Origin of the sequence: Yersinia sp. 2466 StPb PI, from assembly GCF_041538325.1 — a bacterium.
Taxonomy (GTDB): Bacteria; Pseudomonadota; Gammaproteobacteria; order Enterobacterales; family Enterobacteriaceae; genus Yersinia; species Yersinia enterocolitica_E.
In genome coordinates this window covers 1,769,564-1,790,169 of the sequence record NZ_JAULSL010000001.1, presented here as the reverse complement: position 1 = coordinate 1,790,169, position 20,606 = coordinate 1,769,564, and the positions used below count along the sequence as shown (strand labels likewise).

Here is a 20,606-nt window from a genome sequence, read left to right as displayed (position 1 = left end):
TGTTAAATGCCGACCAGCAGCAGACGAATCAGGGCAAACAGTAATAGTGCTAATAACGACGCCATCAGCATCAAATGGATAGTGCGCGGGATATCATCCAGCGCCACCTCGCGCCGTTCATCACCGATCCAGGGTTTTTCAACCCGCACGCCAAAGTAATCATTCGGCCCCCCCAGCCGCACGCCCAGCGCACCGGCAACCGTGGCTTCAGACCAGGCACAGTTAGGACTGGCGTGCTGATAACGATCACGCCAGCCGATGCGCAATGCCTGACGGTAATCGGCTCGTAGTAACCACGCGGCTACGCTGAGTAATAACCAGCTCAGACGGGCTGGGATCCAGTTCGCCACATCATCCATCCGTGCCGACACATAACCAATCGCGCGGTATTTTGGCGTTTTGTAACCCACCACCGAATCAAGGGTATTGACTGCTTTGTAAGCCATTGCCAGCGGGGCGCCGCCTAACATCAAAAAGAACAGCGGTGCAATCACGCCATCAACGCTGTTTTCGGCCACTGTCTCTACCACCGCACGGGTGATTTGTGGCTTCTCTAGTTGTGAGGTGTCACGCCCGACAATCCATGACAGCTTCTCGCGGCTTTGTGCCAGCGAACCGTGCTTCAGGGCATCAAATACCAGTAGCGCCGCATCACTCAGGCAACGTCCGGCTAAGAGGGTGTAAATCATCCACACTTGCGCCAACCAGCCGAGCCACGGATTGATGTGTGTCATCAGTGATAAGAACCCCCAACTCAGCAGCCATGTCACGCCGACCACCACCAACCACAGCGCTGCTCCCCCCCACTTCAGTGCCCGTTCGCTATGGCAAACCGCACGGATAGCACGTTGCATGACAGAGATCAGGTTACCCATCCAGCGCACCGGGTGCGGCCAGTGCGGCGGGTCGCCGAGCCAGCTATCAAGCAAGAAAGCGACAAACCATGCGCTCAGGGTCATAGCACGCTCCGGGCAGCGGTCAGCCAGCCATTCAGTAAACCGGGGCGCTGGGCAAAATGGATATGCAGATAGCTGGCCTGAGTGCGCTGAAGTTGATAGCCACTGTGCCAGCGCTGAATAGCGACACCATCACGCCATTTGCTGCTATCAAATACCGGCGTCAATGGGCTAGTAAAATCGGAATAATGGAATTCATGACCACGCAGAATTTCACCTTGTGCAGCCAATAAGGTGTCACTGCGGGCCTGTGCCTGACAGTAACCAAAGCGAGTCAGCCGTTTCCCCATCCGGCTCTCACCGGCCAAAATGCCAACCATCGGGTGGCGCTGACCACTCTCATCCGTTAAGCCATCACCGAGATACATCAGGCCACCGCATTCGGCATACAGCGGGATCTGTTGGCGATGCGCTTGCTGTAACGCTGCATGCATCGCTGTATTCGCCGCTAAGCGGCTCGCGTGAATTTCGGGATAACCTCCCCCGAGATAAATCATCTGGCAATCGGGTAACCGGCGGTCATGAAGTGGGCTGAAACGTTGGATGCGCACGCCTGCCTGCTCTAGCAGGTCAAGGTTATCGGGGTAATAGAAATTGAATGCTTCATCTTCGGCCAAGGCCAGTGTCAGGCCGTTAGCCAGTGTAGACAGAGGTAAGGAAGGCGGGGTGCCGGCAGGCTGTGCCGCACAATGCGTCAGTGCCAGTAATCGGTCGAGATCGATAAAGGCTTCAACCTGCTGTGCCAGCCGTTGCCAGCGGGGCGAGCTGTCGGGCTGATGGGTTCTACCCGCCACGCCCTCACGCTGCTCTTGCACCGGTATCAACCCTAAATGGCGTGATGGCAGCGCGATATCATCCATCACCGGCAAGCGCCCCAGCACGGGAATACCGCAGTAATGCTCGATGGCGTGGCGGATTAGCTGATAATGGTTTTCTGAATTAACACGGTTAACAATCACGCCTGCGATGGTGAGATTTGGGTCAAACTGGCAGAACCCCAGCACGGTAGCCGCAACCGAGGTGGATACCGCCTTGCCATCCACCAGTAAGATAACCGGGCAGCCCAGTTGTTTGGCCATCGCCGCACTACTGCAATAATCGGGATCAGTGCCGTAGCCGTCATACAAGCCCATCACACCTTCGATCACCGCCACATCAGCATGGCGCATGTGCTGGTTATATAACCCATTCAAGGTCGCAGCCGGTAGCATAAAAGCATCGAGGTTACGCGAGGTAACACCGCTGACGGCGCTATGCCAGCCGGTATCCAGGTAATCTGGCCCGACCTTAAACGGCTGCACAGATAATCCGCGTGCCATCAGCGCCCGCAGAATACCCAACGTCACGGTTGTTTTACCGCATCCACTGCCGGTACCTGCGATAATAAATGCTTGTTTGCCAGACCGTTGCATAAAAAATCCCGCCATTTCGAGCGGGATATGCAGTGTCAAAAAGGTGCGTCTGCGCAACGTCACCGCAGCGCGCATCTAATGACAACCCACTTCCCACCGAAGGAGTTGAATATATTTTACCGATTTGGCTGGTCTTCTGGCTTAGCGTCATCCTCTCCCGCACCTTCCCAATCCGGTGGATCAGTGGTTTCAGCGGGTTCGTCGGCATCACAGCAGCGGGGGCTGCGGGGGATTGTCACCCCCTTCCCTGTCGTGTATTAAGTGCCAATGCGTACACGACATAACCATTTCAGTAACTTCTCCCTCGTATTGATAGCTACAGTGTTGTTAGCAACTCTCACGCACCTGCATCACTGACCTTAGTCAGCTCCACGGGTTTGTTCGTTTGCTACCTTGCTGCAACGCCAACTACGTTGGGGTATGTATTTATCTAATACAGTAGATTATTTTATTTCTATTTCGCTATAGAATTTATCTCTTTATTTACACAGTTGTAACGTCAACTGATTTATTAAATCCGGTTAACGTTAATATACTCTTTTCCACAAATAAAAAATGGTTAATTTCATTTTTTGGGGATTATTTTTTGGTGTCAACACAGCAAATAATTGCCACTGCATTATTAAAAATAATTTAAAAACAATCAGTTAAAAAGATAACGACATTTAAGAGCATAACAAAAAATTGTCATTATTTATTTAATATATTAATACCCATCACAGTTCTTAAATATATAAACGTGAGCATAGAGCATGACTAATTGTTATTAGATCAATAACTGTCATTCCATTTCACTGCGTTCAGAAGAAAGTGAACGAAATACCTGCGGTGTCACATTATAGGTCTGGCGGAACACCTTGCAAAAATAGCTGGTTTGGGAAAATCCAAGATTTTTGGCAATACTGGCAATGCTCCAATCACTGTGCTGCAACATCTCTCTGGCATTGGCCATGCGTTGTTGGTTGACCCAGGCATTGAAGCCGATCCCCTGATATTTTTTAAATAATTTACTGAAATAGTAAGGACTGAGATACACCTTGCCAGCCACTTCTTCCAACCGGAGCTCTTCTGACAAATGCGTGTCTATATAGCGTAGTGCTTTCTTCATTTTGCTGTCATGCGGGTGGACCGGCCGTATTCTGCCCGGCTCTTTACTCCCCATATTGTCATTGATTACAACAAAATTGAGGTGTTTTTTCAGGCAGTTCTCAACAATCAGCTTCAGCAAATCAGCCGAGGCTATTACTCGAGAAAAATCCATTATCGGTACATTATGGAACTCATCCATTAGCGCCGGATTCTGCTGCCAGTTATTATCGACATTCAGAATATCAATAAGGTAAACATCTGCATGCAGCCGGACCTGACCACATAACACAAAGCCCACCAGATGGCCGGCAATCACCAAAGGAATAGAAAAATCAGTTAATCCGGCATGGCAGCGGTAGATGCAGGGCTCATTGGATTTGGACGCTTCAAGGCCACCACAACGATCACTCATCCGACAGCGCAGATGGTTAACCGGATCTTGACGCATTAATTGACAAAATGGGGTGAAATTAAACAGGTCAGAGATTTCCTCACCGTGAATATTCACCACCACCACCGCCAATCCGGTGGCTTGGGCAAAATCCTGGGCGATTTTATTTATGAGCTCTGAGTTAAGAGAACTGGCAGAAATCATGATAAAACCTCTCAGTTAATTTATTGTTATTAAATTTTATTTTATTGTTATAAAGCATCCCTGTAATAAGTAATATGTTAGAACATTGTTATTTAGTCATTCCTATTCACCAGGTTAAAATCTATTTCCCTGAAAAGGTAAAGTAACAATTTACTCTACCAGAGTCATAAACGTCAGGGGACCATTAATGAGCCATTAACCAGAATGGATCACGAAATTTCCTCACCCAGTGTCAGATGAGGAATCCACGTTGCTTTATAAATTAACTTTCTCATCCTCTAACTTACAGGTATTACAAGGTAGATTTTTGCCAATGAGGAAGCGATAAACTGCGGCCCCGAGGCAAGCACCAATAATCGGCGCCACAATCGGAATAATGAAATAAGGGATATCACGGCCGCCGGTCATTGAGATTTTTCCCCAACCAGCAAAGAAGGTAAATAATTTAGGACCAAAATCACGTGCTGGATTCATGGCAAAACCAGTTAATGGAGCGGTAGAAGCACCAATAACCGCCACCAGAATACCGATCAATAGTGGACCTAATGCACCGCGTGGCACACCGTTACCATCATCAGTTAGTGCCATAATCAGCCCCATAAGAATCGAGGTGATAATAATTTCAACAAATGCAGCCTGCCATACGCTGATTGCCGGTGATGGGAAGGTGCTGAAGATACTGGCTAATTGCAGACTTTCCATGCTGCCACGCACCATCTGGTGTGCGGCTTCAAAATCAGTAAATAAATTATGATAGAGCATATAGGCCAGTGCCGCGCCACCAAAAGCACCGGCAACTTGAGCAATGCTGTACGGGATGACTTTCCGTGCGGGGAAACAGGCAAATAGCCATAACGCGATAGTAATGGCCGGGTTGAGGTGAGCACCGGAAATTCCTGCCGTCAGGTAGACCGCCAGTGAAATACCCAGCCCCCACACGATACAGATTTCCCACAAACCAAAACTGGCACCTGCTACTTTCAATGCAGCTAAACAACTAATACCAAAAAACAAAAACAGCCCGGTACCGAGGAATTCCGCAATACACTGCGCTTTTAGTGAGTCGTTCATAGGGTTACCCTGCTTGTTATTAAATTAATACGTTATGTACCCTAAATAATTCGAGTTTCAGGAAGGCGGCAACTGAGTAAATCCCCAGTAACTTACATCAGTAAGTGACTGGGGTGAACGAAGGCAGCCAACGCACATGTAGCTCGAAGTATGACGGGTATGGAAATGCACGGCCCATGACCCAGCCACTATAAAGAGAGCAAAAATGAAAGTGTTGTCGTGATGTGCCATTAATTAAACAAAAAATAGACCTTCAATAACAAATTATTGTCATTTGCGCAGAAAAGTTAGCGCCAACACCGTGTTAACAGGCACTTTTATGCTTTATTCAGCTATATGACTTTCTTGCCATTTATTCTTTCCGTTATTGTTATCAAGCTCGCACTTTTGTGGCTACTCCCCCCTCAGGTGTATCATTATATTTATGCGTGCGATCACGCGAACTATTAATCGGGCGGGTGCGCAATTAGCAGATTTAATACCTACTGTCACCTAATAAATTGTAATTCTGAATATGCAATAGCCAGTTATTACCACCCAATATCAACGAAATAACGTTTTAAAACATAACATTAAGTTATAGCCATGACAATAATTTGTTATTTCCTCACTAACCATTCCCGTCAGTAAATTCAATACAGCCATTCTTTTTCATTGCTTGTTTGTATATTCGTTCTCAGCACGAACCTGACAACTTTATTTTTAAACTTACCGAATTTATTTTTTTAAATTTACTGAATGGCACCAACACGACAGTTTTTATTTTAGAACCTGAAGCGCGTTTGAAACCGTAATAGCTGCATTTCCAACGCACAAACATCAGGTTCCTGACATCCCCGTCGAGGTATTTATGCAACAAGAAGCACTAGGAATGGTGGAAACCAAAGGGTTGACTGCAGCCATTGAGGCTGCGGACACCATGGTGAAATCGGCCAATGTGACATTAGTCGGCTATGAAAAAATTGGCTCTGGTCTGGTCACCGTCATCGTACGTGGTGATGTGGGCGCAGTTAAAGCAGCCACTGATGCCGGTGCAAGTGCGGCTGCGAAAGTGGGTGAAGTGAAATCGACCCATGTCATCCCACGTCCACACACCGATGTCGAGAAGTTCTTGCCAAAGGGAAATAGCTAATGAAAAGCAATGACCTGGTCGACCAAATCATGGCGCAGGTGATAGCAAAAGTCAGCGAACACGCTCCGGCGTCTTCTAAACAACCCTCCTATAAACAACGAGATACGGCTATGGCTGAGAAGACTTGCAGTTTAACGGAATTTGTTGGTACCGCGATCGGTGACACGGTCGGACTGGTGATCGCCAACGTCGACAGCGCCCTACTGGACGCAATGAAGCTGGAAAAACGCTATCGCTCCATCGGTATTTTGGGCGCACGTACCGGCGCTGGCCCGCACATCATGGCGGCCGATGAAGCTGTCAAAGCCACTAATACTGAAGTGGTCAGTATTGAGTTACCCCGCGATACCAAGGGCGGTGCCGGTCATGGCTCGCTGATCATCTTCGGTGGTGATGATGTTTCTGATGTGAAACGTGCCGTCGAAGTGGCGCTGAAAGAGCTGGATCGGACCTTCGGCGATGTTTACGCCAATGAAGCCGGTCACATTGAATTGCAGTACAGCGCACGTGCCAGCCACGCATTGGAAAAAGCATTTGGCGCGCCATTGGGCCGTTCTTGCGGAGTGATAGTCGGTGCACCGGCGTCGATTGGTGTTTTGATGGCGGATACCGCCGTGAAATCTGCCAACGTTGACGTGGTGGCTTACAGCTCCCCTGCACATGGCACCAGCTTCAGTAACGAAGTGATTCTGGTTATCTCCGGTGATTCTGGCGCAGTTCGTCAGGCAGTGATTTCTGCCCGTGAGATTGGCAAAACGGTATTAGCGACCTTGGGTTCTGAACCGAAAAACGACCGCCCTTCTTATATCTGACGCCACAGTGAGGCTGTTTCATGAAATCGAAAAGATTTGAAGCATTGGCGAAACGCCCGGTTAATCAGGACGGCTTTGTCAAAGAGTGGATCGAGGAAGGCTTTATTGCCATGGAAAGCCCGAATGATCCAAAACCTTCCATCAAGATTGTTAACGGTGTGGTGACCGAATTAGACGGTAAGCCACAAAGCAGTTTCGACCTGATAGACCACTTTATCGCCCGCTACGGTATCAATCTGGCGCATGCGGAAGAAGTGATGAAGATGGACTCCATCAAGTTGGCCAATATGCTGTGTGATCCTAACGTATCGCGCCGCACCATTGTGCCACTCACTACAGCGATGACCCCGGCCAAAATTGTCGAGGTGGTTTCTCATATGAACGTGGTGGAAATGATGATGTCGATGCAGAAAATGCGCGCACGTCGTACCCCATCACAACAGGCTCACGTCACTAACGTTAAAGATAACCCAGTGCAGATTGCCGCCGATGCCGCCGAAGGCGCATACCGTGGCTTCGATGAGCAGGAAACTACTGTGGCCGTGGCCCGTTATGCGCCATTCAATGCCATCGCGCTGTTAGTCGGTTCGCAAGTGGGTCGCCCTGGTGTGCTGACGCAATGTTCGCTGGAAGAAGCCACCGAGTTGAAACTGGGGATGCTGGGCCATACCTGTTATGCCGAAACCATTTCGGTTTACGGTACTGAGCCGGTATTTACCGACGGTGATGACACGCCGTGGTCCAAAGGCTTCCTCGCCTCGTCCTATGCATCACGCGGTTTGAAAATGCGTTTTACCTCTGGTTCAGGCTCCGAGGTGCAAATGGGTTATGCCGAAGGCAAATCCATGCTGTATCTGGAAGCTCGCTGTATCTATATCACCAAAGCTGCCGGGGTTCAGGGGCTGCAAAATGGTTCAGTCAGTTGTGTCGGCGTGCCGTCTGCGGTGCCATCAGGCATCCGGGCCATCCTGGCAGAAAACCTGATTTGCTCTGCACTGGATTTGGAATGTGCTTCCAGTAACGACCAGACCTTTACCCACTCCGATATGCGCCGTACCGCCCGTCTGCTGATGCAGTTCCTGCCGGGTACTGACTTTATCTCCTCTGGTTTTTCTGCGGTACCTAACTACGACAACATGTTCGCCGGTTCCAACGAAGATGCCGAAGACTTTGACGATTACAACGTATTGCAGCGCGACTTGAAAGTTGATGGTGGCTTGCGTCCGGTGCAGGAAGCTGACGTGGTGGCGATTCGTAATAAAGCTGCCCGTGCGCTGCAAGCAGTATTTGCCGGTATGGGCCTGCCACCCATTACTGACGAAGAAGTGATTGCGGCGACATATGCACACGGCTCGAAAGATATGCCGGAACGTAACATCGTTGAAGACATCAAGTTCGCTCAGGAAATCATCAGCAAAAACCGCACCGGTTTGGAAGTGGTAAAAGCATTGGCACAAGGCGGTTTCGAAGATGTAGCGCAAGACATGCTCAACATCCAGAAAGCCAAAATTGCCGGTGACTACCTGCATACCTCGGCGATCATTAAAGGTGACAACCAAGTGCTGTCAGCGGTGAATGACGTCAATGACTACGCGGGTCCAGCTACCGGTTACCGGCTGGAAGGTGCACGTTGGGAAGAGATCAAAAATATTCCAAACGCGCTTGATCCGAATGAGCTTGGTTAAGGGGTTCACGAGATGGTGGATATTAACGAAAAACTGTTACGTCAAATTATCGAAGGCGTATTGCAGGAAATGCAGGGAGACAAAAATACCGTCTCCTTTAAGCAGGATACCCAACCCGCAGCGGCTACGGCTACTGTTGCTGAAGGAAATTTCCTGACCGAAGTGGGTGAAGCCCGCCCTGGCAGCAATCAGGATGAAGTGATCATTGCCGTCGGCCCGGCATTTGGCCTATCACAAACGGCTAACATCGTCGGTATCCCGCACAAAAATATTCTGCGCGAACTGATCGCCGGTATTGAAGAAGAAGGCATTAAAGCACGGGTTATCCGCTGCTTTAAATCCTCCGACGTGGCGTTTGTTGCCGTCGAGGGTAACCGCCTGAGTGGTTCCGGTATCTCCATCGGCATTCAATCCAAAGGCACTACGGTGATTCATCAGCAAGGCTTACCGCCGCTCTCCAATCTGGAGTTGTTCCCGCAGGCCCCGCTGTTGACGCTGGAAACTTATCGCCAAATTGGTAAAAACGCCGCGCGTTATGCCAAACGGGAATCACCACAACCGGTTCCTACCCTGAACGACCAAATGGCACGGCCAAAATATCAGGCCAAATCAGCGATTCTGCATATTAAAGAAACCAAATATGTGGTGACCGGCAAGAATCCTCAGGAACTCCGGGTGGCGCTTTAACAAAGGAAAACACAATGAATTCCGAAGCTATTGAATCCATGGTTCGCGATGTGCTGAGCAAGATGAACAGCTTGCAAGGCCAGACACCTGCGGCTGCTTGTGCGGCACCAGCAGCCAGTTCGCGCAATGATGCCAAAGTCTCTGATTATCCGCTGGCAAATAAACACCCTGATTGGGTCAAAACGGCCACTAACAAAACGCTGGATGACCTCACGTTGGCTAACGTTTTGAACGGCAGTGTCACTTCGCAAGATTTGCGGATTACACCGGAAATCCTGCGTATTCAGGCATCTATTGCCCGTGATGCAGGTCGTCCACTGTTGGCAATTAACTTCGAGCGTGCAGCCGAGCTGACGGCAGTACCGGATGACAAGGTGTTGGATATCTATAACGCCCTACGTCCATTCCGCTCCAGCAAAGAGGAGCTGAACGCTATCGCCGACGACCTGGAACAGACCTACAAAGCGACCATCTGTGCGGCATTCGTCCGTGAAGCTGCCGTTTTGTATGTCCAGCGTAAGAAGCTAAAAGGCGACGATTAACGCAGTGATATCAATCAAGGGGAAGCGTGCCGTGGGGGTCGTAGCGGCGTAAGCCGCCGGAGCGCCCCTAGGTACGATAGCCCCGTTGATCACGACATCCCGTTATTAGTCATTTAAGGATCGGATATGGATTACATCGTCGGTGTGGATATTGGTAACTCGTCAACAGAAGTGGCATTAGCACAATGCACGGCTGGTGGTCAGTTGCACTTTATTACCAGTACCCTGACCGAGACGACGGGTATCAAAGGGACTCAACGCAATATTTTCGGCATCAACAAGGCGCTGAATATGTTGGTGGAAAAGGCCGGTATTGCACTAAGCGATATCAGCCTGATCCGCATTAACGAGGCCACACCGGTGATCGGTGATGTGGCGATGGAGACAATTACCGAAACCATCATCACCGAATCCACCATGATCGGTCATAACCCGAAAACCCCCGGTGGACTGGGATTGGGGGTTGGGCTGACCATTACTATTGACGAGTTGGTCACCCGTGACCCTGCCCAACCTTATATTCTGGTGGTGCCATCAGCGGTGGATTTCGCCGATGTTGCGGCGGTGGTGAATGCTGCCAACGGCGCTGGCTATCGTATCACGGCGGTTATCTTGCAACGAGACGATGGCGTGCTGGTCAGTAATCGGCTGGCGCACCCGCTACCAATCGTTGATGAGGTGCTACATATCGACCGCATCCCGATGGGCATGCTGGCGGCGGTAGAAGTTGCTATGCCGGGTCAAGTGATTGAAACCCTCTCTAACCCCTATGGCATTGCCACCGTATTTGAACTGACTGCCGAAGAAACCAAAAACATTGTGCCGGTGGCGCGAGCGTTGATTGGTACCCGCTCGGCGGTGGTAGTGAAAACCCCAGAAGGGGATGTTAAAGCACGCTCGATACCGGCCGGTCATCTGGAGTTATTCGCTGACGGCCGCACGGTACGAGTTGATGTGGCGACCGGAAGTGAAGCCATTATGACGGCGGTCAACAGCTTCCGTCATTTGGACAATGTCAGTGGTGAAGCAGGAACCAATATCGGCGGCATGCTCGAACACGTTCGCCAAACCATGGCGGAACTGACCAACAAACCCACCAATGAGATCTTCATTCAAGACTTGCTGGCAGTAGACACTGCCGTGCCGGTCAATGTCACCGGCGGTCTGGCGGGCGAATTCTCGCTTGAACAAGCGGTGGGCATCGCCTCCATGGTGAAGTCTGATCACCTGCAAATGGCGCATATCGCCAGAGAAATCGAAAAGACACTGAATATTGATGTTCAGGTTGGGGGGGCAGAAGCCGAAGCGGCGATACTCGGCGCGCTGACCACACCAGGGACGCAACGGCCACTCGCCATCCTCGATTTGGGGGCGGGATCTACCGACGCCTCCATCATCAATGCTCAGGGCCAAATCGTCGCCACCCATCTGGCGGGAGCTGGCGATATGGTCACGATGATCATCGCCTCTGAATTAGATTTACAAGACCGCTATCTGGCAGAGGACATCAAAAAGTACCCGCTGGCAAAAGTGGAAAGCTTGTTCCACCTGCGCCATGAAGATGGCAGCGTTCAGTTCTTCCCACAACCGCTGCCGCCAGAGGTTTTTGCCCGACTGGTGGTGGTCAAGCCGGAAGGTTTAGTGCCACTGCCGGGAGATTACGCGCTGGAAAAAGTGCGCAATATCCGCCGCTCCGCCAAAGAGCGGGTGTTTGTTACCAATGCGCTTCGCGCCCTGCGTCAAGTCAGCCCGACCGGCAATATCCGCGATATCCCCTTCGTGGTGTTGGTTGGCGGCTCGTCGCTGGACTTTGAAATTCCGCAATTGGTCACCGATGCGCTCTCTCACTACAAATTGGTGGCGGGGCGCGGCAACATTCGCGCCAGCGAGGGGCCACGTAATGCGGTAGCCACCGGGCTGATTCTGGCCTATCAACGGGAGAATCACGGATGAATTTCACCCATGACGCCCCCGCAATAGTGATCAGTCTGACGACACCGACACCCGAAGCCGTTTGGCATCAGGTGCTGCTGGGTATTGAGGAGGAAGGCATTCCCTGGCGTTGGCAACAAGACGACGACGGTGATGTAGCACAACGCGCCTGGCAGGCCGCCACCCGCTCTCCGTTATTGGTCGGGCTGGCCTGTTCCGGCGACGAAGTAGTCGTGCATTTTCGTAATTTACCGCCCGCCAACCCGCTATTTCGACAGCGGCGCGGGCAGAACGAGGACCAACTACGGCAGCTTGGCAATAACGCGGCCCGGTTAGTCAAAGGCTTACCATTTAAGTAACCCCATACAAATCTCAGGGCGTTGTCGGTGCAGGCAGTTTGGACTTGGCCAGCGCACAGCCACCGGAGCGTACACCTGGTGTTGTAAATGCCAAGGTTCGTGAGGATGGCGAGCACTGCCCTGGTTCAAAATGGCAAACAAGATAGCCCTTACTTGATAACAAGGATAAATGAAACATGAATAACGCATTAGGTTTAGTCGAAACCAAAGGTCTGGTCGCTGCTATCGAAGCGGCTGATGCCATGGTCAAATCCGCCAACGTACAACTGGTGGGCTACGAAAAAATCGGCTCCGGTCTGGTCACCGTGATGGTACGTGGCGATGTCGGCGCAGTAAAAGCCGCTGTTGATGCCGGTTCTGCGGCTGCCAGCGCGGTGGGTGAAGTGAAATCCTGCCATGTGATCCCACGCCCACACAGCGATGTAGAAGCCATTTTACCGACCTCTGCCTAAGGGTAAGAAGAGGAGCACAGCGTGAAAACGTCACTGGGTTTACTTGAAGTTAGCGGTCTAGCGCTGGCGATCAGTGCGGCGGATGCGATGGCAAAATCAGCATCTATCAACCTGATAGGTATAGAAAAAACCAATGGTTCTGGCTGGATGTTAATTCGTCTGACCGGTGATGTGGCCTCGGTGCAGGCGGCAATCAGTACTGGTGCCGCCTTTGCCGAACTGCATCACGGATTGGTGTCGCGCGCGGTACTGGCTCGCCCAACAAAAGCTCTGTTGGCCTATTGGCTGACAGAGACTGTCGAGGTCGCGGCCCCCGAAATCGCCGTGGCGATAGAGCCAGTTGTCGCTACAGCCCCCATTAACGAGGAGACGGAAGCCGCAGAGCCTCAGCCCGCTGCGGCGACCGCCACAGATGATGTACCTGAACCTGTCTTTAGTGCTGAAAAAATCAGCACCGAAGAAAGTAGTGTGGAAAGTGAGGCTCTAATCGCTCCCCGGGTGAGCTGTAATCTCTGCCTCGATCCGGCTTGCCGACGCCATAAAGGCGAGCCTCGCTTTCGCTGTATCCACTTGGGTAAACGAGGAAAAGTCTGATGGAAAAAGCGTTACTGGAACCCGTTGTCAATAAGATCCTCGACGAAATGCGTCTTCGTCCGATCCCACTTGGGGTTTCTAACCGACACCTGCATCTTTCGGTGCAGGACTACCAACGGCTGTTCCCGCAGCAGCCGATTACTGAAAAGAAAGCGCTGCTCCAGCCCGGCCAGTACGCCGCCGAACAAACGGTAACGCTGGTCGGGCCGAAAGGCAGCCTGAAAAATGTGCGTATTCTTGGCCCGTTGCGTAGCCACAGCCAAGTGGAGATCTCCCGTACCGATGCACGCACGCTGGGTATCAATGCTCCCCTGCGGATGTCTGGCAATCTGGACGATACCCCAGCCATCACGTTAGTCAGCCCGTTCGCTGAGCTGACGTTACCCCGCGGGGTGATTGTGGCACTGCGCCATATTCATATGTCGCCGCTGGATGCCCTTATCTATCGGGTAAAACACGGTGACCGGGTACAAGTTGCCATTCAGGGCAGTGGCCGTCGCCTGATACTGGATGATGTGGCGATCCGCGTTTCACCCCAAATGAAACTGGAAATGCATATCGATACCGACGAGGCCAATGCGGCGGGTGCCGACGACCCTGCGGCGTTTGCCACGATATTAACGTCATCAGGGACAACGCGGCCATGAATCTGACTCAGGCGCAAACCGAACAACTGGTCAGCCAGATTGTCACGCGGTTAGTTGAGCGCGAACGCCGGGTTCACGCCCTGCTACTGCCTCAATTGCGCGCCGGGCTTGATCCATCGGTATTCGTGCACCATGCCACGCTGCATCTGATGTTGCCAGACCTGGCATTTATCCACCGGCTGGCGCAGTTCAATACCACCTGCCCTGCGGTGGCGGCGCTAAACGAGGCATGGTCATGGGGCATGAAAGTGCATATCAGCTTACATCGCCAACTGCTGGCTGCTCTGCCCTGTGCCGCGCTGCATTCATTGCCGCTCAGTTTCAGCGACAGTCAGGGCGTTGCTATACGGTTACACGCGGGCAAGGTTCTAAGTTATCGCGATATCGCCACTCTCGACTCCGGCTGGCTACTCATTGCAAGCCACACGCTGGTTACACCGCTGGCGCAGGACACCGTGTCAGCCCGTCACATTCAACTGTTAAGGCAGGAGTAAATCATGCAACTGGCCAGAGTGGTAGGTTCCGTGGTCTCAACGCAAAAATCACCCACGTTGATCGGTAGGAAGCTGCTGCTGGTACGCCGTGTTGCCGGTGATGGCTCACTGCCACCCGACAGCAAAACGCCGGACGAAGTGGCCGTCGATTCGGTCGGTGCCGGTCAGGGCGATTTGGTCTTGCTGTCAGGCGGTTCCAGTGCCAGACGGGTATTTTCCGAGCCGAATGATGCCATCGATTTGGCGATTGTCGCCATCGTCGATGAATGTTCTTACTGATGATTAATGTTGTTACTGATTGAACGGGGACCTTATGAGCATTTATACCAAAACCGGCGATGCGGGCACCACCGCCCTGTTCACCGGACAACGTGTGAAAAAGAGCCATCCCCGGGTGGAAACTTACGGCACGCTGGATGAACTCAATGCAGCACTGAGCTTGTGTGCCCGCGTGACGCAGGGTGAGGAAAACCGTCAATTACTCGATGCCATACAACATCAGTTGTTTTATTTCAGCGCTGAATTGGCAAGCGAAGGTATCGCCACACCGCCTGCCGGGCGCAAAAGTATTAATGAACCCGAGATCCAAGCGCTGGAGCAAGCCGTAGACCGCTGTATGGCGGGGCTGCCACCGGTACAGGGTTTTATTCTGCCGGGTAGCAGTGAAGCCGGTAGCCGATTGCATTTTGCCCGCACTCTGGCACGGCGCTGTGAACGGCGGCTGATTGAACTGGCTGAACAAGTCCCGGTACGCCCGGTGTTATTGCAATACCTAAACCGTTTATCGGATTGCCTGTATGCACTGGCTCGTGATGAAGACCAGCGCCAACAGTTACAACACACCACGCAAACCGTGGTGGCCCGTTATCTGGCGGCAACAGCACTCCCCCCAGCCACAAGTCAGCCACAAACAGCGGCTTCTCTGGGATTTTCTGATGTTCATCAGTTAGTTAAATTGGCGGTCGATGCCGCTATGAAATTACAAATTGCCGTGGTCATAGCACTGGCTGACCGCCACGGCAACATGATTATGACCTACCGCATGCCCGACACCTTGCTGGTCAGCAGCGAACTGGCACCGAAAAAAGCCTGGACCGCGGTGGCGATGAAAACGGCAACTCACCAACTTAGCGATGCCGTACAACCGGGGGCCGACCTGTTCCAGCTTGAGGCCAGTACCGGTGGCAAAGTAGTGAGCTTTGGTGGTGGCTACCCGCTATGGCGTAACGGCCAATTGGCGGGGGGGTTAGGCATCAGCGGCGGTAGCGTCGAACAAGATATGCACATAGCAGAAGCGGCCATATCGGCTTTACATCTGAGGAATGAATAATGAATACCAATGACCTTGAATCTCTCATTCGCACTATCCTCATTGAGCAACTGACGCCCACACCCGCGTCTGCCTCCAGCGCCATTTTTGCCAGCGTGGATGAAGCTGTCAATGCCGCTCATAACGCATTTTTGCGTTATCAACAAAGCCCGATGAAGACCCGCAGCGCGATTATCCGCGCCCTGCGTGAACAGCTAAAAGCACAGTTGCCTTCACTGTCAGAACGCGGTGCCAGTGAAACCGGCATGGGGAATAAAGAAGATAAATTGCTGAAAAACAAAGCTGCGTTAGAAAACACCCCAGGTATTGAAGATTTGTCTACCACGGCGCTGACCGGCGATGGCGGCATGGTGTTATTCGAATACTCGCCTTTTGGCGTGATAGGTTCGGTTGCCCCTAGCACTAACCCAACCGAAACCATTATTAATAACAGCATCAGTATGTTAGCTGCCGGTAATGCCATCTATTTTAGCCCACACCCAGGCGCTAAATCGGTATCACTGGATTTAATCGCCCAAATTGAAGAAATCATCTTCAACAGTTGCGGCATTCGCAATCTGGTGGTGACCGTGAAAGAGCCAAGCGTTGAAGCCACTCAGCAGATGATGGCGCACGACAAAATCGCCTTGCTGGCTATCACTGGCGGGCCTGCCATTGTGGCAATGGGCATGAAGAGCGGCAAAAAAGTGATTGGGGCGGGGGCCGGTAACCCACCTTGTCTGGTGGATGAAACGGCTGAATTGGTAAAAGCGGCGCAGGATATCGTGGCAGGAGCCTCATTCGATAATAACCTGCCCTGTATCGCTGAAAAGAGCCTGATCGTGGTGGAAAGTGTTGCCGATCGGTTGTTGCAACAGATGCAAGCCTTCGATGCGTTACTTATCAGTAATCCGCAAGAGGTCGACAGCCTGCGCAAAGCCTGCCTGACCCCTCAAGGCCACGCCAATAAGAATCTGGTGGGTAAAAGCCCGCTTGAACTGCTGAAAGCGGCGGGCATCGCTTGTCCGGCCAAAGCACCGCGCTTGCTGCTGGTTGAAGTGGCTGGTGACGATCCGCTGGTCACTACCGAACAACTGATGCCGCTGTTACCGGTGGTCCGGGTAAAGGATTTTGATGCCGGCCTGACGCTGGCACTGCAAGTGGAAGGTGGCCTGCACCATACCGCCACCATGCACTCACAAAATGTCTCACGCCTGAATCTGGCCGCCCGACTGTTACAAACCTCTATTTTTGTTAAAAACGGCCCGTCCTATGCCGGGATAGGCGTCGGCGGTGAAGGCTTTACCACCTTTACCATCGCCACCCCGACCGGCGAAGGCACCACCTCGGCTCGCACCTTTGCGCGCCAGCGTCGCTGTGTGCTGACTAACGGTTTTTCCATTCGCTGAGCGAGGACGTATGAAGACTTTTTTCCTGCAAACACGTATCTACAGCGGGGAAGGCAGCCTTAAGGTGCTGCAACGCTTCCATCAGCGCAAAATCTGGATTGTCTGCGATGGTTTTCTGGCCACCTCGCCGTTGCTGGATCGCTTGAAACAAGTGCTGGCAGAGGATAACCAAATCAGTCTGTTCAGCGACATTACGCCGGACCCGAACATTAACACCGTGGTTAAGGGCATTGAGCAGATGCATGCCTTGCGCCCCGATGTGGTGATTGGTTTTGGTGGTGGCTCCGCGCTAGATGCGGCGAAAGCCATTGTCTGGTTTAGTCGTAAACAGGGGATAGAGATCGAGACCTGTATTGCTATCCCAACCACCAGCGGCACGGGTTCAGAAGTGACCAGTGCCTGTGTAATCAGCGACCCGGAAAAGAGTATTAAATACCCCCTGTTTGACGATGAGATTTACCCGGACATCGCCATTCTGGACCCGGCTCTGGTGGTTACCGTACCGCCAGTTATCACCGCCAATACCGGGTTGGATGTGTTGACTCACGCGTTGGAAGCCTATGTTTCACCACGTGCCAGTGACTTTACTGATGCGCTGGCAGAAAAAGCGGTGCAGTTGGTGTTCCGCCATCTGCCCACCGCTTGCCGCAAAGGCGATTGCCTAATTACCCGAGGCAAGATGCACAATGCTTCCACGCTGGCTGGCATGGCATTCAGCCAGGCTGGTCTGGGCATCAATCATGCTATCGCACACCAGTTGGGGGGGCAATTTCATATCGCGCACGGTTTGGCGAATGCCTTGCTATTGGTGCCGGTGATTCGCTTTAACGCGCTTGATGCGCGGGCATGTAAACGCTATGCGCGATTGGCAAAACTGTGCCATTTCAGTGCAGAAAATAGCGATGAGCGCAGTGCAGTTAACCAATTGGTCCATCAGATTGAACAACTCAAACGCCAATGCGGATTACCTCAGCCGCTGGCCGCGATGAAAATCAATGAGGGCCAGTTAGAGCAACGTATTCCCGACATAATTACCGCCGCACTTGCCGATGTGACACTGCGCACTAACCCGCGTGCGGCTGACGGCAATGATATCCGTGGGATTATCGAGGCGCTTTATGAGTGACCTACACAGTGCGGATACCTGCTTGCTACCCGCCTACGGTGAACTGGCTGATTGTGATGCCGTGACTATTCAGCAACGGGTTCAGCACGCGGGTGTGGTCGGTGCCGGAGGTGCGGGTTTCCCAACGGCGGTGAAGCTACAAGCGCAGGCCGAGATTTTTCTGGTCAATGCGGCTGAGTGCGAGCCAATGCTGAAAGTGGATCAGCAGTTGATGCCGCGCCAGGCAGCCCGACTGGTGCGCGGTGTGCTGTATGGCATGAAAGCCACCGGCGCACGCGAAGGCATCATCGCCTTGAAAGCCAAATATAGTGAGGCGATTGCCGCACTAACCCCCTTGCTACCATCACAAATCCGGCTGCACATTCTGCCCGATGTCTATCCCGCCGGTGATGAGGTTATCACTATCTGGCTGGCAACCGGTCGCCGGGTGCCACCTGCCGCGCTGCCGGTCAGCATCGGTGTGGTGGTGAACAACGTGCAAACGCTACTCAATGTGGCGCGGGCGGTGGAACAGCAATGGCCGGTGACTCGCCGCACCCTGACCGTAAATGGTGCGGTGGCGAAACCCTTAACCCTGACGGTACCGCTGGGTACCCCGCTGCGCGAGGTTCTGGCGCTGGCAGGAGGGGCTACCATCAACAATCCGGCCTATATCAATGGCGGGCCGATGATGGGCCATGCCCTGCATGACCTTGACCAACCGGTAACCAAAACTACCGGCGGCCTGTTGGTACTGCCCGCTGATCACTTACTGATTACCCGCCGCGCCCGCAGCGACCAGGATGTGTTAGCCATTGCTCGTACCGTATGTGAGCAGTGCCGCATGTGTACCGAGTTATGCCCGCGTCACTTGATTGGCCATGAGCTACCCCCGCATCTGCTGGTGCGCGCGATAACCTATCAACAAGTTGCCACACCAGACATTTTACTCAGCGCTCTGACCTGCTCGGAATGCGGGCTGTGTGAAAGCTACGCCTGCCCGGTAGATATCTCACCGATGCGCATAAACCGCCTGCTGAAAACGCAGTTGCGGGCGCAAGGTGCCCGCTATCAAGGGGCGCTACGTGAGGCCGATCCGATGGCTAATTACCGTATGGTACCGATATCACGGCTGATTGCCCGTCTGGATCTCACCGACTGGTATCAGGCCGCGCCATTCAGCGAACAAGGCTACCGACCACAACAGGTGGTATTGCCATTGCGCCAGCATATCGGGGCTGCCGCCGAACCCGTGGTCACGGTCGGCGAACGGGTCGATCACGGTCAACTTATTGGCCAAATTCCGAATAACGCGTTAGGCGCACCGGTGCATGCCAGTATCAGCGGCACGGTCACGGCCATCAGCGCAAATGCCATCACCATTAAACGGGCTGATGTTTATTAAAAGGAAGGGCTATGTCACAAGCCATTGGAATTGTTGAATTAAGCAGTATCGCCAAGGGCATGGAGGTCTGCGACTTGATGCTGAAAAGCGCTAACGTCAGCCTATTGGTGAGCAAAACTCTGTGCCCCGGTAAATATCTGTTGATGGTCGGTGGCGATATCGGTGCCGTCACCCAGTCGGTACAAAACGGAGAGCGGCACAGCGGGCATCTGCTGGTCGATAGCATCGTCCTGCCCAACCTTCATCCATCCGTATTGCCGGCGATCAGCGGCCTGAATACGGTGGAAAATCGTCAAGCGGCGGGTGTGGTGGAAACCTGGAGTGTGGCGGCCTGTATTACTGCTGCCGACCGTGCGGTTAAAGCGGCCAATGTCACGCTGGTGCGCATCCATATGGCGTTTGGCATCGGCGGCAAATGTTATCAAGTGCTCAGCGGCGATATTGCTGATGTACAAACTGCCGTGGACGTTGCCAGCCAGTGTGCCGGTGAGAAGGGATTATTGGTTTACAGCTCAGTGATCCCACGGCCCCATGAGGCGCTATGGCGTCAGTTAGTTCAGGAGGCATGATGGAAAAGAGCAGCACCCCCGAGCGCGTAATTCAGGAATATGTTCCCGGTAAACAGATAACCCTGGCACATCTGATAGCCAATCCTAATAAGGCACTTTACAAAAAACTGGGGCTGAATGATGTCAGTAGCGCCATTGGCATCCTGACCATTACCCCTAGCGAAGCCTCGATTATTGCCAGTGATATCGCCACCAAATCCGGTGCGGTTGAGATTGGTTTTATCGACCGTTTCACCGGTGCGGTGGTGTTTACCGGTGATGTGTCAGCGGTGGAATATGCGCTGAAACAGGTGATCCACACCCTCGGCGACATGATGAAATTTACCGCCTGCCCGATGACCCGGACCTGA

Annotated in this window: 22 protein-coding genes and 1 riboswitch; of the genes, 18 read left to right on the top strand and 4 right to left on the bottom strand. The window is 52.5% G+C overall.

The features are described from left to right. Window positions 1–2 precede the first annotated feature (2 nt). From cbiB to pduF, 4 genes are all read right to left on the bottom strand, one after another. A complete protein-coding gene (gene cbiB, locus Q2T72_RS08070) occupies window positions 3–959 on the bottom strand; it encodes an adenosylcobinamide-phosphate synthase CbiB (RefSeq protein ID WP_372568932.1) in 957 nt (318 codons plus the stop codon). Further along, window positions 956–2,368: a cobyrinate a,c-diamide synthase gene (locus tag Q2T72_RS08065; RefSeq protein WP_083163753.1), complete on the bottom strand. Its 1,413-nt coding sequence runs from the start codon at window positions 2,366–2,368 to the stop codon at window positions 956–958. The genes cbiB and Q2T72_RS08065 overlap by 4 nt, the downstream gene beginning before the upstream one ends. A gap of 108 nt (window positions 2,369–2,476) precedes the next feature. Then, a riboswitch (cobalamin riboswitch) is annotated at window positions 2,477–2,664 on the bottom strand. A 485-nt stretch (window positions 2,665–3,149) separates the two neighbouring features. Then, on the bottom strand, window positions 3,150–4,052 hold the full coding sequence (gene pocR, locus Q2T72_RS08060) for a regulatory protein PocR (RefSeq protein WP_083159267.1): 903 nt from the start codon (window positions 4,050–4,052) through the stop codon (window positions 3,150–3,152). 255 nt (window positions 4,053–4,307) lie between these two features. Beyond that, window positions 4,308–5,123: a propanediol diffusion facilitator PduF gene (gene pduF / locus Q2T72_RS08055; protein WP_083159268.1), complete on the bottom strand. Its 816-nt coding sequence runs from the start codon at window positions 5,121–5,123 to the stop codon at window positions 4,308–4,310. Between the two features lie 850 nt (window positions 5,124–5,973). Here pduF and pduA point away from each other — a divergent pair. The 18 genes from pduA (at window position 5,974) to pduU (ending at window position 20,606) form a co-directional block, all read left to right on the top strand. After that, complete coding sequence (pduA, locus tag Q2T72_RS08050; RefSeq protein ID WP_032906380.1) at window positions 5,974–6,255, top strand: propanediol utilization microcompartment protein PduA; 282 nt, start codon at window positions 5,974–5,976, stop codon at window positions 6,253–6,255. Continuing rightward, window positions 6,255–7,067, top strand: a complete 813-nt coding sequence (pduB, locus tag Q2T72_RS08045) for a propanediol utilization microcompartment protein PduB (RefSeq protein ID WP_004699354.1) — start codon at window positions 6,255–6,257, stop codon at window positions 7,065–7,067. Before pduA ends, pduB begins: the two co-directional genes overlap by 1 nt. A gap of 20 nt (window positions 7,068–7,087) precedes the next feature. Further along, window positions 7,088–8,752: a propanediol dehydratase large subunit PduC gene (pduC, locus tag Q2T72_RS08040; RefSeq protein WP_372568931.1), complete on the top strand. Its 1,665-nt coding sequence runs from the start codon at window positions 7,088–7,090 to the stop codon at window positions 8,750–8,752. Window positions 8,753–8,767: 15 nt separating this feature from the next. Continuing rightward, the gene (locus Q2T72_RS08035) at window positions 8,768–9,439 is read left to right on the top strand and encodes a propanediol/glycerol family dehydratase medium subunit (RefSeq protein WP_372559863.1); all 672 of its coding nucleotides are present in this window, start codon (window positions 8,768–8,770) and stop codon (window positions 9,437–9,439) included. Between the two features lie 14 nt (window positions 9,440–9,453). Then, on the top strand, window positions 9,454–9,981 hold the full coding sequence (gene pduE / locus Q2T72_RS08030; RefSeq protein WP_083159270.1) for a propanediol dehydratase small subunit PduE: 528 nt from the start codon (window positions 9,454–9,456) through the stop codon (window positions 9,979–9,981). Between the two features lie 126 nt (window positions 9,982–10,107). Beyond that, on the top strand, window positions 10,108–11,934 hold the full coding sequence (locus tag Q2T72_RS08025; RefSeq protein ID WP_372568930.1) for a diol dehydratase reactivase subunit alpha: 1,827 nt from the start codon (window positions 10,108–10,110) through the stop codon (window positions 11,932–11,934). Then, window positions 11,931–12,272 carry a glycerol dehydratase reactivase beta/small subunit family protein gene (locus Q2T72_RS08020; protein WP_032906379.1) on the top strand — a complete coding sequence of 114 codons (342 nt, stop codon included), beginning with the start codon at window positions 11,931–11,933 and terminating at the stop codon, window positions 12,270–12,272. Before Q2T72_RS08025 ends, Q2T72_RS08020 begins: the two co-directional genes overlap by 4 nt. 176 nt (window positions 12,273–12,448) lie before the next feature. Next, complete coding sequence (pduJ, locus tag Q2T72_RS08015) at window positions 12,449–12,724, top strand: propanediol utilization microcompartment protein PduJ (RefSeq protein WP_004090424.1); 276 nt, start codon at window positions 12,449–12,451, stop codon at window positions 12,722–12,724. Between the two features lie 21 nt (window positions 12,725–12,745). Further along, the gene (locus Q2T72_RS08010; protein ID WP_083159272.1) at window positions 12,746–13,318 is read left to right on the top strand and encodes a BMC domain-containing protein; all 573 of its coding nucleotides are present in this window, start codon (window positions 12,746–12,748) and stop codon (window positions 13,316–13,318) included. Beyond that, window positions 13,318–13,965 carry a phosphate propanoyltransferase gene (locus tag Q2T72_RS08005; protein ID WP_083159273.1) on the top strand — a complete coding sequence of 216 codons (648 nt, stop codon included), beginning with the start codon at window positions 13,318–13,320 and terminating at the stop codon, window positions 13,963–13,965. Before Q2T72_RS08010 ends, Q2T72_RS08005 begins: the two co-directional genes overlap by 1 nt. Next, entirely contained in the window at window positions 13,962–14,459 is a 498-nt protein-coding gene (pduM, locus tag Q2T72_RS08000; protein WP_372568929.1) for a microcompartment protein PduM, read from the top strand. Before Q2T72_RS08005 ends, pduM begins: the two co-directional genes overlap by 4 nt. Window positions 14,460–14,462: 3 nt before the next feature. Continuing rightward, window positions 14,463–14,738: a EutN/CcmL family microcompartment protein gene (locus Q2T72_RS07995; protein WP_005185294.1), complete on the top strand. Its 276-nt coding sequence runs from the start codon at window positions 14,463–14,465 to the stop codon at window positions 14,736–14,738. A gap of 34 nt (window positions 14,739–14,772) precedes the next feature. Then, complete coding sequence (locus Q2T72_RS07990) at window positions 14,773–15,789, top strand: cob(I)yrinic acid a,c-diamide adenosyltransferase (RefSeq protein ID WP_372568928.1); 1,017 nt, start codon at window positions 14,773–14,775, stop codon at window positions 15,787–15,789. Beyond that, window positions 15,789–17,177, top strand: a complete 1,389-nt coding sequence (locus Q2T72_RS07985) for an aldehyde dehydrogenase family protein (RefSeq protein WP_372568927.1) — start codon at window positions 15,789–15,791, stop codon at window positions 17,175–17,177. The genes Q2T72_RS07990 and Q2T72_RS07985 overlap by 1 nt, the downstream gene beginning before the upstream one ends. Window positions 17,178–17,187: 10 nt before the next feature. Then, window positions 17,188–18,303, top strand: a complete 1,116-nt coding sequence (locus Q2T72_RS07980) for a 1-propanol dehydrogenase PduQ (RefSeq protein WP_083159277.1) — start codon at window positions 17,188–17,190, stop codon at window positions 18,301–18,303. Beyond that, complete coding sequence (locus Q2T72_RS07975; protein ID WP_372568926.1) at window positions 18,296–19,687, top strand: 4Fe-4S dicluster domain-containing protein; 1,392 nt, start codon at window positions 18,296–18,298, stop codon at window positions 19,685–19,687. Before Q2T72_RS07980 ends, Q2T72_RS07975 begins: the two co-directional genes overlap by 8 nt. A gap of 11 nt (window positions 19,688–19,698) precedes the next feature. After that, on the top strand, window positions 19,699–20,256 hold the full coding sequence (locus Q2T72_RS07970; RefSeq protein ID WP_005185285.1) for a BMC domain-containing protein: 558 nt from the start codon (window positions 19,699–19,701) through the stop codon (window positions 20,254–20,256). Further along, on the top strand, window positions 20,256–20,606 hold the full coding sequence (gene pduU / locus Q2T72_RS07965) for a propanediol utilization microcompartment protein PduU (protein WP_032813079.1): 351 nt from the start codon (window positions 20,256–20,258) through the stop codon (window positions 20,604–20,606). The genes Q2T72_RS07970 and pduU overlap by 1 nt, the downstream gene beginning before the upstream one ends.

What these genes read in the sequence shown, in the direction of transcription:
- pduA (WP_032906380.1), top strand. Translation starts at nt 5,974, where the DNA reads ATGCAACAAGAAGCACTAGGAATGGTGGAAACCAAAGGGTTGACTGCA.
- pduM (WP_372568929.1), top strand. Translation starts at nt 13,962, where the DNA reads ATGAATCTGACTCAGGCGCAAACCGAACAACTGGTCAGCCAGATTGTC.
- Q2T72_RS07980 (WP_083159277.1), top strand. Translation starts at nt 17,188, where the DNA reads ATGAAGACTTTTTTCCTGCAAACACGTATCTACAGCGGGGAAGGCAGC.
- pduF (WP_083159268.1), bottom strand. Translation starts at nt 5,123, where the DNA reads ATGAACGACTCACTAAAAGCGCAGTGTATTGCGGAATTCCTCGGTACC.
- pduE (WP_083159270.1), top strand. Translation starts at nt 9,454, where the DNA reads ATGAATTCCGAAGCTATTGAATCCATGGTTCGCGATGTGCTGAGCAAG.
- pduC (WP_372568931.1), top strand. Translation starts at nt 7,088, where the DNA reads ATGAAATCGAAAAGATTTGAAGCATTGGCGAAACGCCCGGTTAATCAG.
- pduU (WP_032813079.1), top strand. Translation starts at nt 20,256, where the DNA reads ATGGAAAAGAGCAGCACCCCCGAGCGCGTAATTCAGGAATATGTTCCC.
- pduJ (WP_004090424.1), top strand. Translation starts at nt 12,449, where the DNA reads ATGAATAACGCATTAGGTTTAGTCGAAACCAAAGGTCTGGTCGCTGCT.
- pocR (WP_083159267.1), bottom strand. Translation starts at nt 4,052, where the DNA reads ATGATTTCTGCCAGTTCTCTTAACTCAGAGCTCATAAATAAAATCGCC.
- Q2T72_RS07995 (WP_005185294.1), top strand. Translation starts at nt 14,463, where the DNA reads ATGCAACTGGCCAGAGTGGTAGGTTCCGTGGTCTCAACGCAAAAATCA.
- Q2T72_RS08025 (WP_372568930.1), top strand. Translation starts at nt 10,108, where the DNA reads ATGGATTACATCGTCGGTGTGGATATTGGTAACTCGTCAACAGAAGTG.
- pduB (WP_004699354.1), top strand. Translation starts at nt 6,255, where the DNA reads ATGAAAAGCAATGACCTGGTCGACCAAATCATGGCGCAGGTGATAGCA.
- Q2T72_RS08005 (WP_083159273.1), top strand. Translation starts at nt 13,318, where the DNA reads ATGGAAAAAGCGTTACTGGAACCCGTTGTCAATAAGATCCTCGACGAA.
- Q2T72_RS07970 (WP_005185285.1), top strand. Translation starts at nt 19,699, where the DNA reads ATGTCACAAGCCATTGGAATTGTTGAATTAAGCAGTATCGCCAAGGGC.
- Q2T72_RS07990 (WP_372568928.1), top strand. Translation starts at nt 14,773, where the DNA reads ATGAGCATTTATACCAAAACCGGCGATGCGGGCACCACCGCCCTGTTC.
- Q2T72_RS08020 (WP_032906379.1), top strand. Translation starts at nt 11,931, where the DNA reads ATGAATTTCACCCATGACGCCCCCGCAATAGTGATCAGTCTGACGACA.
- Q2T72_RS07985 (WP_372568927.1), top strand. Translation starts at nt 15,789, where the DNA reads ATGAATACCAATGACCTTGAATCTCTCATTCGCACTATCCTCATTGAG.
- Q2T72_RS08065 (WP_083163753.1), bottom strand. Translation starts at nt 2,368, where the DNA reads ATGCAACGGTCTGGCAAACAAGCATTTATTATCGCAGGTACCGGCAGT.
- cbiB (WP_372568932.1), bottom strand. Translation starts at nt 959, where the DNA reads ATGACCCTGAGCGCATGGTTTGTCGCTTTCTTGCTTGATAGCTGGCTC.
- Q2T72_RS07975 (WP_372568926.1), top strand. Translation starts at nt 18,296, where the DNA reads ATGAGTGACCTACACAGTGCGGATACCTGCTTGCTACCCGCCTACGGT.